Annotated in this window: 12 protein-coding genes; 8 read left to right on the forward strand and 4 right to left on the reverse strand. The window is 65.9% G+C overall.

The genetic code is table 11. The annotated features are described in order from the left end of the window. Window positions 1-83 precede the first annotated feature (83 nt). Entirely contained in the window at window positions 84-3449 is a 3366-nt protein-coding gene (locus ACSE4D_RS08120; protein WP_436327031.1) for a S41 family peptidase, read from the forward strand. A gap of 407 nt (window positions 3450-3856) precedes the next feature. On the opposite strand, the gene ACSE4D_RS08125 is transcribed toward ACSE4D_RS08120, so the two are convergent. Further along, window positions 3857-4507: a hypothetical protein gene (locus tag ACSE4D_RS08125; protein ID WP_426936883.1), complete on the reverse strand. Its 651-nt coding sequence runs from the start codon at window positions 4505-4507 to the stop codon at window positions 3857-3859. 313 nt (window positions 4508-4820) lie between these two features. Here ACSE4D_RS08125 and ACSE4D_RS08130 point away from each other — a divergent pair, with 313 nt between their 5' ends. The 4 genes from ACSE4D_RS08130 to ACSE4D_RS08145 all read left to right on the forward strand — a co-directional run bounded on the left by ACSE4D_RS08130 (window position 4821) and on the right by ACSE4D_RS08145 (window position 7942). Next, on the forward strand, window positions 4821-5315 hold the full coding sequence (locus ACSE4D_RS08130) for a DUF488 domain-containing protein (protein WP_426936884.1): 495 nt from the start codon (window positions 4821-4823) through the stop codon (window positions 5313-5315). After that, window positions 5312-5830: a DinB family protein gene (locus ACSE4D_RS08135; protein WP_426936885.1), complete on the forward strand. Its 519-nt coding sequence runs from the start codon at window positions 5312-5314 to the stop codon at window positions 5828-5830. The genes ACSE4D_RS08130 and ACSE4D_RS08135 overlap by 4 nt, the downstream gene beginning before the upstream one ends. Before the next feature lie 121 nt (window positions 5831-5951). Next, the gene (locus ACSE4D_RS08140) at window positions 5952-6650 is read left to right on the forward strand and encodes a TetR/AcrR family transcriptional regulator (RefSeq protein WP_436327032.1); all 699 of its coding nucleotides are present in this window, start codon (window positions 5952-5954) and stop codon (window positions 6648-6650) included. Beyond that, window positions 6647-7942: a Cmx/CmrA family chloramphenicol efflux MFS transporter gene (locus ACSE4D_RS08145; protein ID WP_436327033.1), complete on the forward strand. Its 1296-nt coding sequence runs from the start codon at window positions 6647-6649 to the stop codon at window positions 7940-7942. Before ACSE4D_RS08140 ends, ACSE4D_RS08145 begins: the two co-directional genes overlap by 4 nt. Window positions 7943-8001: 59 nt before the next feature. On the opposite strand, the gene ACSE4D_RS08150 is transcribed toward ACSE4D_RS08145, so the two are convergent. Then, a complete protein-coding gene (locus ACSE4D_RS08150) occupies window positions 8002-8709 on the reverse strand; it encodes a TetR/AcrR family transcriptional regulator (protein WP_425119110.1) in 708 nt (235 codons plus the stop codon). Between the two features lie 63 nt (window positions 8710-8772). Here ACSE4D_RS08150 and ACSE4D_RS08155 point away from each other — a divergent pair, with 63 nt between their 5' ends. Both ACSE4D_RS08155 and ACSE4D_RS08160 read left to right on the forward strand, forming a co-directional pair. Next, entirely contained in the window at window positions 8773-9528 is a 756-nt protein-coding gene (locus tag ACSE4D_RS08155) for an SDR family oxidoreductase (RefSeq protein ID WP_425119109.1), read from the forward strand. Between the two features lie 66 nt (window positions 9529-9594). After that, the gene (locus ACSE4D_RS08160) at window positions 9595-9924 is read left to right on the forward strand and encodes a nuclear transport factor 2 family protein (protein WP_436327034.1); all 330 of its coding nucleotides are present in this window, start codon (window positions 9595-9597) and stop codon (window positions 9922-9924) included. Between the two features lie 27 nt (window positions 9925-9951). On the opposite strand, the gene ACSE4D_RS08165 is transcribed toward ACSE4D_RS08160, so the two are convergent. After that, complete coding sequence (locus ACSE4D_RS08165; RefSeq protein ID WP_426936889.1) at window positions 9952-10446, reverse strand: winged helix-turn-helix transcriptional regulator; 495 nt, start codon at window positions 10444-10446, stop codon at window positions 9952-9954. Window positions 10447-10522: 76 nt separating this feature from the next. Between ACSE4D_RS08165 and ACSE4D_RS08170 the strand changes: the two genes are divergently transcribed. Further along, the gene (locus ACSE4D_RS08170; RefSeq protein WP_436327035.1) at window positions 10523-11902 is read left to right on the forward strand and encodes an MFS transporter; all 1380 of its coding nucleotides are present in this window, start codon (window positions 10523-10525) and stop codon (window positions 11900-11902) included. Between the two features lie 71 nt (window positions 11903-11973). Here the strand turns inward: ACSE4D_RS08170 and ACSE4D_RS08175 are convergent, their stop codons facing one another. Next, a complete protein-coding gene (locus ACSE4D_RS08175) occupies window positions 11974-12210 on the reverse strand; it encodes a VOC family protein (RefSeq protein ID WP_425119104.1) in 237 nt (78 codons plus the stop codon). Window positions 12211-12343 lie beyond the last annotated feature (133 nt).

Here is a 12343-nt window from a genome sequence, read left to right on the forward strand (position 1 = left end):
CCATTCTATTGCCGCGTGCAAGTTGCCTGAGCATCGGTTCCGGGCCTGCGCCGCCTCGTATCGGAGCTTGTAATGTGGGTCACGTGACTTATCTTCGCTATCCCCATGTCCATGCCGATCTCATCACCTTCACCGCCGACGACGATGTCTGGCTCGTGGAATCCGCCGGCGGTCGCGCCTGGCGGCTGACCTCTGACCGTGTGCCCGTGCGATCGCCGCGGATCTCCCCCGACGGTGCGCACGTCGCATTCGTGTCCTTCCGGACGGGTCAGCCCGAGCTCATGGTCGCCGAGGTGGCCACCGGGGCCCTGCGCCGGCTCACCTGGTTGGGTTCGACGACCATGACGATGCTCGGGTGGCATGACTCCGCCCATGTGCTCGTCGCCGCAAACGCCGGAGAGTTCGAGGTCCGCAACCATGTGGTCAAGGCCGTGGGCCTCGACGGCGGTGTCGAACGCCTCGAGTTCGGTCGCGCCTCCGGACTGGCCCGCCACCATTCGGGAGTGACCGCTCTGTCGACGCCGTTCTCCCGGCCGCCCGCGCACTGGAAGCGCTACCGAGGCGGCACCGCACCGAGGCTGTGGCTCGACCGAGTCGGCGGCACGAACGCCTCGGGCATCCCCGATGGCTCGGGTGCCCGGTGGCAGCGGCTGCTGCGCGAGGATGAGGCCTCGCTGACCGACCCGCTGTGGGTCGGCGATTCCCTCGTCTTCACCTCGGATCGCGCCGCGACGTTCCCTCATCATGCCCAGGAGCAGGCGAACCTGTGGATCATCGACGGCTTGGCCACGGCCGCCTCGGCGAGCGGCTCCGGCTCCGGTGCCGGCTCGGGTGCCGGCACCGGCTCGGGCGATGCGTCGATCGAACCCCGCCAGCTCACCGATCAAGGGGAGGCCGAGGGCTATGTCCGCGATGCCACGACCGACGGCACCCGCATCGTGTGGCACAGCCGCGGTGAGATCAAGATCCTCGACAGCCTCGACGCGCAGGTGCGCACACTGTCCGTGACCCTGCCGGGCACCCAGGTGCAGCCGCTCAGTCTCGACCCGAAGACCGGGATCAACAGCATCAGCCCTGATCAACAGGGCAATGCTTCGGTGCTCGAGTGGCGGGGGAAGACGTTCTGGCTGGCTCATCGTGAGGGCCCGGCGCGGGCGCTGTGCGCGGATTCCTCGATCCGCACCCGCGAACCCCTCGTCCTCGGCACGACCGGTCAGGCCGCGTACATCACCGATGTCGAAGGGGAGGACGCGATCGAGGTCGCGTCCCTGACCGGGGAGAAGCCGCCTCGGCGGATCGGGGCCGGAGCCCTGGGGCGGGTCCTTCACCTGCGGACGGATCCGGCGGGGAAGATGCTCGCGACGATCTCCCACGACGGGTCGATCCGGCTGATCGAGGTCGGCAACGGGCGCACCCGACTGGTCGGACATTCCGGACACGGCGAGGCACGCAGCCCGCGGTTCTCCCCCGACGGGAAGTACCTCGTGTGGTCGCAGCCGACACAGGGCGAGGAGCTGCTCGCGCAGCTGATGATCGTCGAGGTGAAGTCCGACCGGCCCGCGCAGCCGCTGACGACAGGCAAGTTCAACGACTTCTCGCCGACGTTCACCGGTGACGGGAAGTTCGTCGCCTTCCTCTCCGACCGCACCTTCGACCCCTCGTACAACCAGCACTCCTTCGACCTGTCCTTCAACGGCGTCACCCGCCCCTGGCTGCTGCCGCTGACCGCCGAGGAGCCGGCCCCGTTCGGGCCGAGCGCCGGCGGCTGGGCGATCAGCGAGACCGAGGAGTCGAAGCCCGATCGTGCCAAGGCGGAGAAGCCGGCAGTCACCGCCGAGGTCGAACTCGACGGCGCCGAGGAGCGGATCCTGCCGTTCCCCGTCGCCTCGGGAGTCTTCCGCGACCTCGAGGCCGCCGACGGCGGTGTGCTGTGGATGCGCAAGGGCGATGCCGAGGGCGGTGAGCTCGGATCCCAGCGAGCCGGCGCCGCCGATGACAAACCCGCCGAGGTGGTCCAGCACTTCGACTTCGCCAAGCGCAAGGTCACCACCGTCGTGGACAAGGCTGATGACTACGAGGTCTCCGGTGACGGCAAGCTCATCGTCGTCCGCTCCGAGGGCGAGATCAGCGTGGTTCCGGCGACTCGGAAGGTCGAGGCTGACGATGACGAGAACGTCTCCGTCGACGTGACCCGGCTGCGGTTCGAACTCGACCGGCGCGCCGAGTGGCTGCAGATGTTCGAAGAGAACGCGCGGATCATGCGCGACCACTACTGGCGTGAGGATATGAACGGGGTGAACTGGGAGTCCGTGACCCTGCGCTGGCGTGCCGTCGCGGCGAAGGCGCTCACCCACGACGACCTCGTCGACATCCTGTGGGAGACCGTGGGCGAGCTCAACACCTCGCACGCCTATGTCTCCGGGCCGAATGGGCTGGGCGATGAGTCGAAGAAGCTCGGCTTCCTCGGCGCGGATCTGGAGAAGACCGCCGAGGGGTGGACGATCACTCGCATCCTTCCCGGTGAGAGCAGTGAACCGGATGCGAGGTCGCCGCTGCGGCAGGCCGGAGTCGGCGCGCAGCCCGGCGATGTCATCGTCGCTGTCAACGGTCAGCCCGTCGACGAGGCGGCCGGACCCGCCGCACATCTGCAGGGGGCCGCGGACACGATCGTCGAGCTCACTCTGCGCCGCGGCCGCCGCAAGGACCGCACCGTCGCCGTCATCCCCTTGGCCGGCGAGGAGGTCCTGCGCTATCAGGACTGGGTGCGCTCTCGGAGGGAGTACGTGGCGGAGAAGTCTCAGGGCCGCATCGGCTACGTCCACATTCCCGATATGACCTCCTACGGCTGGGCGCAGCTGCACCGCGACCTGCGACAGGCGATGGGCTGCGAGGGCGTCATCGCCGACGTCCGGTTCAACCGGGGCGGGCACACGAGTGCGCTCGTGGCCGAACGTTTCGCCGACGGCGTCGTGGCATGGAACCAGGCGCGCAGCTACGACGTCATGGGCCGGGACCCCGAGGACGCACCGCGCGGGCCCGTGGTGTTCCTGGCCAACGAGTTCTCCGGCTCCGACGGTGACATCATCAACGCACGCGTGCAGGCCAAGGGCATCGGCCCGGTCATCGGCGTGCGCACATGGGGCGGCGTCGTCGGCATCGACGGGCGCTACGAGCTCGTCGACGGCACCGGAGTGACCCAGCCGCGCTACGCCTTCTGGATCGAGGGCAAGGGCTGGGGCGTGGAGAACTACGGCGTCGAACCCGATATCGAGGTCGAGCACGATCCCGGCCAGCTCTTCGCCGACGACGATCCGCAGCTCGATCGCGCCATCGCCGAGGTCTTCGCCGGTCTGGAAGCTCATCCCGCCGCCCAGGCTCCCGAGTTCCCGCCCCCGCGCGTGCAGCCCCTGAAGAAGGACGCGTCTCCCGCCGCCGACCCCGAGGAGTGACGCCCGGCCGCCTCAACCGAGGCGCCGACCCCGAGGAGTAATGCCCCGGCAGAGGAGTAGTGCCTGGCCCCTCACTCAGGTGGGCTCAGGTGGTCAGGCCGCGCCCCGGCAAGCCCCGTCCGCGCCGCAGCGGGCCTCCTCCGCGCCGCCACTCGCGCACTAACCACATTTGGGACTATTCATCAGTTCGCATACTGATGAATAGTCCCAAATGTGTGAAAAGGCGGACGAAACCTATGTGCGGGTGTACCAACTGCAATGAAAGCCGGCGGCGATGTGGTCACCGGGGACGACACCCCGGACAGCCGGCAGGCTGAACACCGCGGACAGCCCGGCAGGCTGAACACCCGATCAAAACTCAGGCAAAGCGGTCGGGCTCTGAACCCCGGGGCACCGGACACGCTGCTTCAGTCGTCGACGGGCACGAGCGCCCAGATGCCGAAGGACAGCAGCACGAAGCCGGGAATGATGCCGCTGAGGACCGGGATGAAGTCGAGAGCACCGGCGAAGAAGACGATGAATCCGGCGATCCCGCAGGCGGTGACGACCGTGGCGAGAACGTGGAAGCGCCCGAGCTTGAACACAGAGCCGAGCGCGTAGAAGTGCGTGCCCACGACGAACGCCACCCAGGCGATGCCGAGTTCGGGATGGCCGATTCCCGAGAGCAGGCGCGTGCCTGCGAAGAGCGCGAGGGCCTCGATGGCCACGATGACCCAGTAACTGCGGCCGAAGGGGTGTGCTCCGCGCACCGCGCTGTCTGTCGCGGTTTCAGAGACTGAGCCGTCTGCGGCGGGCGCTCGTGTGTCTGCGGTGGGAGTCTGTGCATCTGCGGCGAGCGCCCGGCCGCGCCCCATGCGCCGCAGGCTGCGCATCGCAATGAAGACGATGACCGCGAAGACGGCGATTCCCACAACGAGCACGCCTATCCGGCCCACGGTCGAGAACTGACTGCTGTTGACGATGAGGAAGACGAGGCCGAAGGCGCCGCCGATGAGTGACCCGATCTCTGCTCCTGCAGCAGGCTGGGGTCGGTGGTCCGCCATCTGATTCGTCATCATTTCATCCTGAGTGTTTGTCCTGCACTGAGCCTCAGCGGGCGGATGTTCCCTGTCGGCACAGGTTCGCGTGGGCCACTCTGCCAAGATGTTCTGTCGTTTCGATCTATTCTTACACCGCTTTCACACACTTGGGACTATTCATCAGTTCGCATACTGATGAATAGTCCCAAATGTGTGAACGAGCGGACGAAACCTATGTGCGGGTGTACCAAATGCAATGAAAGCCGGCGACGACGTGGCTCTGCGGCCGGCCGAGCACCGATTGCACGGGAGTCGTAGACTCGAAGAAAGCGAGCGAAAGGAGCATCCGTCGATGTCCGAGAAGAAGGGCTCCGCTCAGAGCAGCACACCGACAGTCCGGGTCCGACGCATCTACGACGAAGTGCAGAAGTCCGATGGGACCCGCGTCCTCGTCGACCGGGTCTGGCCACGCGGAGTGAGCAAGGACAAGGCCGAACTCGACGAGTGGATCAAAGACGTCGCGCCCTCGACCGAACTGCGCAAATGGTATTCCCATGATCCCGAGAAGTTCGATGAGTTCGCGCGCCGCTTTCGGAAGGAACTCGACGAGGACGAGGCCGCCGAGGCCCTCGATTCTCTGCGCGATCTGGCGAAGAAGGGCACACTCACGCTCCTGACCGCGGCGAAGCGCGATGACATCAGCCAAGCGACGGTGCTGGCCGAGATCCTCAACGGCGGCAAACAGACGAGCGGTAAGCAGACGAATAGCAAGCAGACCAGCAGCAAACAGACCAGCGACAAGAAGAAGACGAGCAGCAGCTCGAACGACGGCAAGGACGGACAATGAGCGAGATCACCCCCGACACCCGTGACTGGGCCGACGTCCTCACCGACGGCTGCCCCGACTGCGGCTTCTCCGGGCGTGAGGATCCGACCACGGCCCCCACCACCGTCACCGAGGCGGCCGCCACCTGGCAGACGGTCCTGACCAGGGATGACGCCACCATCCGACGCACCCCCGCCCGATGGTCGGATCTCGAGTACGCCGCCCATATGCGCGACATCTTCGAGGTCTTCGACCGTCGCACCGAGCTCATGCTCACCGAGGTCGACCCGACCTTGGACAACTTCGACGGAGACGCGGTCGCCCTCGCCTCCGATTACGAGCATCAGAACCCCGCCGAGGTGGCCCCTGCCCTCCGTACGGCAGCCGAGTCCTACGCCGCCCGCCTGTCCCAGGTGCGCGGGGACGAATGGGATCGCCGGGGATTCCGCTCCGACGGGCGCGAGTTCACCGTCGCCTCACTCACGCTCTACGGACTCCACGAAGTCCGGCACCACCTCGGCGACGTCGGGGCCTGAACGATTCTGTCGCGGTCCGAGCAATCCATCGGGCCCGCAATCCATCGGGCCCGAACAGCTCATCCGGTGCGGCCGACCGATTTATTGGACACATCTGTCCAAAATACTTTAGGCTCGGCCTGTGGGCAGGAAGAAGAGCTTCGACGAACAGGCAGTCATCACCGCCGCCATCGCCGTCTTCAGCGAACACGGCTACGTCGGAACCGATGTCGGCCTCGTCTGCGAGCGGGCGAACATCGGCCGGTCGAGCTTCTACAACACCTTCGACAGCCTCGACGCCGTCTTCCTCCGCGCGCTGGAGGACTACACATCCAGCGGCATCCCCATCCGTGAAGCCCTGCTCGATTCGCACCGGCCGGCGCCGGTGCTGCTCATGGAACGCCTCGGCGGGGAACTGACGATCCAATGTGCGGATCAGAAGAAGATCGGGTGTCTGTCGGCGAATACCGCCGCCGAGCTCGGGCGTGAGGTCGATGCCGTGAGCACGATCCTCGATGCCGACCGCGAGGCCTGGATCGACACCTATGCCGCTCTCATCGCACGCGGGCAGGCGGCCGGGGACCTCCTCGGTGACATCGATGCCGCAGTCCACGCCCGCCTCGTCTTCAGCGTCCTGGCCGGATTGCGCATCGCCGCACGCATCATGCCAGCAAGCGAAGTCCTCGACCAAGCTCGCGCCTTCGTCGCGGGTCTGTGCACCCCGGCGGGCAGAGCCACCCTCGACACCACCGACTCGCGTCCGGGTACACCCGGTCCGGGCACTCCTGATTCGGACATACCCGGTTCGGGCGCATCGACGAAAGGCATCCCCTCCGCATGAGCACGTGCACCCCGGCCCGCGAGCGCAGGCCTCGTGTCCCTGCTCAGGTCTATCTGCTGGCCGCCGTCATCTTCTGCCTCGGCACCAGCGAGTTCATGATCGCCGGGATCCTCGAACCCCTGAGCGCTGACCTGGCCGTGTCCATTCCGCAGGCGGGCCTGCTCATCACGGGCTTCGCCGTGGGGATGATCGTCGGCGCGCCGGCCATGACCCTGCTGACCCTCACCCTGCCGCGACGGGCGACGATGATCATCACGATCGTCGGCTTCGCCGCTCTCCACATTCTGGCCGCACTGTCGCCGGACTACGGGCTGCTCATGGCGACCCGAGTCCTCTCGGCTTTCGCGTGCGGCGGATTCTGGGCGGTCGCGGCCGTCCACACCACACGCATCTCACCGGCCGCAGTGCAGGGTCGGGCTCTGGCCAACCTGGTCGGCGGACTCACCGTGGCCAACCTCGTGGGCGTGCCCATGGGCACCTGGATCGGCACGCAGTTCGGGTGGCGCGCGACCTTCTGGGCCGTCGCCCTCGTCACTGCCCTGGCCGCGGTTCTCATCACCGTCACGATCCGACCGGACGCCACCATCCGACCGGACACTGATTCGCACGACACGGACGCTGAGCCGAGCGGCGACGCACCGCACGCCGCTGAGGCGAAACCGGGTCTGCGCACCCTCCTGCGGGCGGAGCTGGCCGCTTTCAAGGGACCACGCATCTGGCTGGCCCTGAGTACGACAGCACTGTTCCAAGCCTCGGTGTTCGCCTCGTTCTCCTACTTCTCTCCGCTGCTCACCCGCGTGGCCGGACTCTCACCGGAACTCGTTCCCGCTGTGCTCGCGGCCTTCGGCATCGGCGCCTTCGTCGGTGTCGTGGTGGGCGGTCGCCTGGCCGACCGGAACGTCTTCGGCAATATCATCGGCAGCCTCGCGGCTCTGGCGATCAGCCTCGGCGCCCTGTGGCTGTGCGCGGAGAACGGGGTGCTCGCGATCATCATGATCGTCCTCATCGGCGCCAGCGGGTTCTCCATCGCCGGAGCACTCAATACCCGTGTCTTCCAGATCGCCACCGACGCACCGACCCTGGCCGCGAGCGTGAACACCTCGGCGTTCAATGTCGGCAACGCGCTCGGCCCGGCTCTGGGCGGGTGGGTCATCGCCGCAGGTCTGGGCTTCAGGGCCCCGATCATCGTAGCGATCGGTCTCGCGCTGGCGGCCCTCATCATCGTGGCCGTGGCAATCAGGGTCGAAACCCGGGTCTTACCGAAGGACCGCAGCGTCCTCAGGCCCAGGTGAGTCGACAGTCGGTCGGCGGCGAGCTCTGCATCCCGCTTTCCGCCACGTCAGATGTCCGATCAGACCCGCTGACCTGCCTGCGCATGGTCTCCGAGCCGCTGTAGCCAACGGATGAGCAGCTGAGTCTCGGCAGATCCGAGCACCTCGGCGTGGGAGGCAGCGTATTCGATGACCGAGTGGGCGAACTTCACATCCGCGGCCCCTGACTGCGAGGTCCCGGTGATCGCGGCGAACACACCGTCACGCACCGCTGCCGACAGCTGTTGATCGGGAACGGCCGCGATGATGAGGCGCAGGGTCACACCGATATTGGCAGCGAGGATATGGGCAGCTGCCTGCTCCGAATCGACGACGAGACGCCCCTGAGCCTCTGCCTCCGCTGTCAACGAGCCCAGGATCTCGCTCGCCCGCGACTGCTCTGCCGGTGCATAGCCTGGACGGACCTTGCCATACATGAGCGTGTAGAACCCGGGATTGTGCAATCCGAACTCGACATGGGCATCCCACCCCGTGCGCAGATCTTGAATCGGATCCCCACTCGACTCCATCGCCATCTTCTCTCCCAGGTACATGTCGAACCCGCGCTCGATCACAGCATCGATGAGTCCTTGTTTGCTGCCGAAGAAGTGGTAGAGAGTCGGCATCTTGACACCGACGGCATCGCACACTGCGCGCAGCGAGAAGTCCTCTCCGGGAGAGGCGGCAATGAGATCGGCCGCTGCATTGAGCAGCCGGGTTCGTGTATCGATGGTCGGGATCTCTGTCATATCGCTATATTATCGTGTACTATCGATATAGCCCTGTATATCAACGATATAGTGAGGTTGAGAATGACCGCCACTACACTGACCAACAAGAACATCCTCATCGCCGGAGGAGGGAAAAACCTCGGTGGCCTCATCGCACGACAAGCCGCGGGGGCCGGGGCGAATGTCGCCATCCACTACAACTCGGACTCGTCTCGACCCGAGGCCGAGGACACCCTGGCCGCAGTCGAAACCCACGGGGTCAGGGGAACGCTGATCAGCGGCGACCTCACTCACCCCGAGGTCGTTACGGCACTCTTCGATGACGCCGAGGCCGCCCTGGGAAGAATCGACATCGCCGTCAACACCGCCGGCAAGGTGCTGCGCAAGCCGATCCTCGACACGAGCGAGGACGAGTACGATGCGATGTTCGACATCAACTCCAAGGCGGCCTACTTCTTCATCAAGGAGGCAGGCAGGCATCTCAACGACGACGGTCAGATCATCACCATCGTCACCGCTCTCCTGGCCGCATTCACCGACGGATACTCCACCTATGCCGGCGGAAAGAGCCCCGTCGAGCACTTCACTCGAGCTGCGGCGAAGGAATTCGGCGAGCGCGGAATCTCCGTCACCGCCATCGCCCCAGGGCCGATGGACACTCCGTTCTTCTATGGGCAAGAGACCCCGGAGCGCGTCGAATTCCACAAATCCCAGGGTCTGAGCAATAGACTCACCCAGATCGAGGACATCGCTCCGATCGTGCGATTCCTCGCGACCGAGGGCCGATGGATCACCGGTCAGACCATCTTCGCCAACGGCGGATACACCACCCGCTGACGAAGACCTCCGCAACAGACGGAGACCCATACGACAGACAGATCCCTCACTCGAACAGGATTCACCATGGAAAATCTGCAGATCCCGGATACCGTCGCCAGGTTCATCGACATCGTCAATGCCCACGATGAGAACGGTTTCCTCGACGCCTTCGCCCCGGCGAGCACCGTCGATGACTGGGGCCGGGAATTCACCGGCCGCGAGGCCATCAAGACCTGGAGCGACACGGAGTTCATTGGCGCAGACGGCATCCTCACACCGGAGGAGGTGTCGACTGCAGGCGACCGTGTCACCGTGATCGGCGACTGGCGGTCGACCCACGCCAACGGACGATCCTCTTTCGCGTTCGATCTGGTCGGAGACCGAATCGCGAAGATGACGATCAGAGAGGGCTGAGCGGACATGCCTGCAGCCCGCCGGCCCTCACTCAAGTGAGCCGGCAGGCAGCAACCGCTCGCGCGTATCCTTCCACGGCTTGTCCCAGGACATGTCCTCAGGAAGCAGGGCCCGGCCGCAGGCGCTGCACACTTCGCCCCGAACGGTCTCGTTGCCGCAGGTCTCGTGGATGAGTGCCATGTGTCCGCCGCCGTCCGGGAGCTCCGTGTGCTTCTCAGCCCAGAGCGCCAGCTGCTGGAGAATCGGCAGAAGGTCGGCGGCGGCCTCGGTGGCCGCGTAGCCCTGCCGGATGCGCGCGCCGTCGGCGTAGTCGACCTTCGTCAGCAGTCCGGCATCGAGCATCGCCCGCAGCCGTCGGCTGAGCACGGCTTCGGAGATCCCGAGGTTGTCGCGCAACTCGTCGAAGCGTCCGCGTCCGTGGAGAACATCGCGGACGATGAGCAGCACCCACGGGTCGCCAAGCACATCGAGCGACCTCCTGACCGGGCAGAGTTCCTGGGACCAGTCCGAGCGGAGCGCCATCACAGCTTACTTTCTTCAGAGAAGTCTGTCTATACTTCCTCCAGTATAACTTCTTCGAAGAAAGTTCGAGGGTCCGATGCCGACCACCCCCGAAACCCAGCCCGCCGGCGCCGCCCAGTCTCGTCAGCCCAGGTCCGACGCCCGTCGCCGCATCCATCCCGCGTGGCTGGTTGCGGCTGTCGCCTTCATCGCTCTGCTCGCCGCCGCCGGATTCCGTGCGGCCCCCGGTGCGCTCATGGTCCCACTCCACGCAGACTTCGGGTGGTCGATGAGCAGTATGTCCCTAGCCGTAAGCGTCAATCTGCTGCTCTACGGGCTCACCGCCCCCTTCGCCGCAGCACTCATGGACCGCTTCGGCATCCGCCAGGTTGTGGCGGCAGCATTGACGTTCGTCGCCCTCGGCGCCGGAGGCAGCGTACTCATGACCGCGTCCTGGCAGCTGCTCATCTTCTGGGGAGTGCTCATCGGCCTGGGTACCGGTTCGATGGCCCTCGTCTTCGCCGCGACCATCGCCGATCGCTGGTTTCTCGCCCGTCGCGGGCTCGTCATGGGCATCCTCACGGCCGGATCGGCAACGGGCCAGCTGATCTTCCTGCCCCCGGTCGCCACGATCGCCGAGTCCATCGGCTGGCAGCCGGCCTCGATGCTCATCGGCATCGCGGCGCTGGCTGCGGTGCCGCTGGTATGGTTCGTCCTTCGCGATCACCCGTCTGACCTGGGAGTCCTGCCCTACGGAGCGATCGAGGACGACGACCGCTCTGGTGCTGCCACTGACACATCCGTCTCGTCCGTCCCCACCAAGCGAAGCGAAACCGGAGCCACCCGCCGCGCCTTCGAGGGCCTATTCATCGCCGCTCGTCACCGGTCTTTCTGGGCCCTCGCCATCGCCTTCGCAATCTGCGGAGCGACGACGAACGGCCTTATCGGCATCCACTTCATCCCCTCGGCCCACGACCACGGGATGCCGGCATCGACCGCGGCCGGTCTGCTCGCCGTCGTCGGGATCTTCGACATCGCCGGCACTGTGTTCTCCGGTTGGCTGACCGACAAGTTCGATCCCAGGATCCTCCTCGTCGCCTACTACACCTTCCGTGGAGTCGGCCTGCTAATCCTGCCGTGGCTGCTGTCGGACACCATCCACCCGAGCATGGTGCTCTTCATCGTCGTCTACGGCCTCGACTGGGTCGCGACGGTCCCGCCGACGGCCACCCTGTGCCGAGAGATTTTCGGCGAGTCCGGCACCATCGTCTTCGGCTGGGTCTTCGCAGCCCACCAGATCGGGGCCGCCGGTGCAGCGTTTGCCGCCGGAGTCGTCCGTGATGCCTTCGGTGAGTACACCTACGCCTGGTGGGGCGGAGCAGCCATGTGCGTGATCGCTGCGGTCCTGTCCTTCGCAGTCAAAAGACGTCTCATCGACGATCGCCCGGAGCTCACCCCCGCCGAGGCGGGGCTCTAGTCCCCGCTCAAGCCCAGCTCACCCGTCCTCGCCCCGCGAGGCGGGTTCTCCTCGCCCAGCTAACTCGCAGTTCAGCTCTTCGCTTCGGGCTCCCAGAGTTCGATCCGAGTCCGTTCGGGGTCGGTCTCCCAGCCGAAGCGATCGATTCCGTCCATCTGCCGGGTCTGTGCAGCCATCTCGGCACCGGCGTTGCGCAGCTGTGCGATCAACGAGTTAAGGTCTGCGACGCGGAAGTTGAGCATCGTCTGCTGCCACAGTCCGTGCTCACAGAAGCCCAGTCCGAGCACATCTCGGTACCAGTCCGTCATGGCCTCGGGGTCGTCCGCGCGGAGGAATCATCCGCCGATTCCGGTCACTTCCTCCATGCGCCGTCTCCATCCCAGAGATGGACACGAGTGTCGCGGAATGTCGCGAGACTGTAGTTTGTTACAGGGCACAGAT

The sequence above is a fragment of the Brevibacterium sp. FAM 27836 genome (assembly GCF_051351055.1).
Lineage (GTDB): Bacteria > Actinomycetota > Actinomycetes > Actinomycetales > Brevibacteriaceae > Brevibacterium.

Coding starts and splice junctions, on each gene's coding strand:
- ACSE4D_RS08130 (WP_426936884.1), top strand. CDS start 4,821: ATGTCCGAGAAGAAGGGCTCCGCTCAGAGCAGCACACCGACAGTCCGG.
- ACSE4D_RS08170 (WP_436327035.1), top strand. CDS start 10,523: ATGCCGACCACCCCCGAAACCCAGCCCGCCGGCGCCGCCCAGTCTCGT.
- ACSE4D_RS08160 (WP_436327034.1), top strand. CDS start 9,595: ATGGAAAATCTGCAGATCCCGGATACCGTCGCCAGGTTCATCGACATC.
- ACSE4D_RS08175 (WP_425119104.1), bottom strand. CDS start 12,210: ATGACGGACTGGTACCGAGATGTGCTCGGACTGGGCTTCTGTGAGCAC.
- ACSE4D_RS08155 (WP_425119109.1), top strand. CDS start 8,773: ATGACCGCCACTACACTGACCAACAAGAACATCCTCATCGCCGGAGGA.
- ACSE4D_RS08135 (WP_426936885.1), top strand. CDS start 5,312: ATGAGCGAGATCACCCCCGACACCCGTGACTGGGCCGACGTCCTCACC.
- ACSE4D_RS08125 (WP_426936883.1), bottom strand. CDS start 4,507: ATGATGACGAATCAGATGGCGGACCACCGACCCCAGCCTGCTGCAGGA.
- ACSE4D_RS08150 (WP_425119110.1), bottom strand. CDS start 8,709: ATGACAGAGATCCCGACCATCGATACACGAACCCGGCTGCTCAATGCA.
- ACSE4D_RS08145 (WP_436327033.1), top strand. CDS start 6,647: ATGAGCACGTGCACCCCGGCCCGCGAGCGCAGGCCTCGTGTCCCTGCT.
- ACSE4D_RS08165 (WP_426936889.1), bottom strand. CDS start 10,446: ATGGCGCTCCGCTCGGACTGGTCCCAGGAACTCTGCCCGGTCAGGAGG.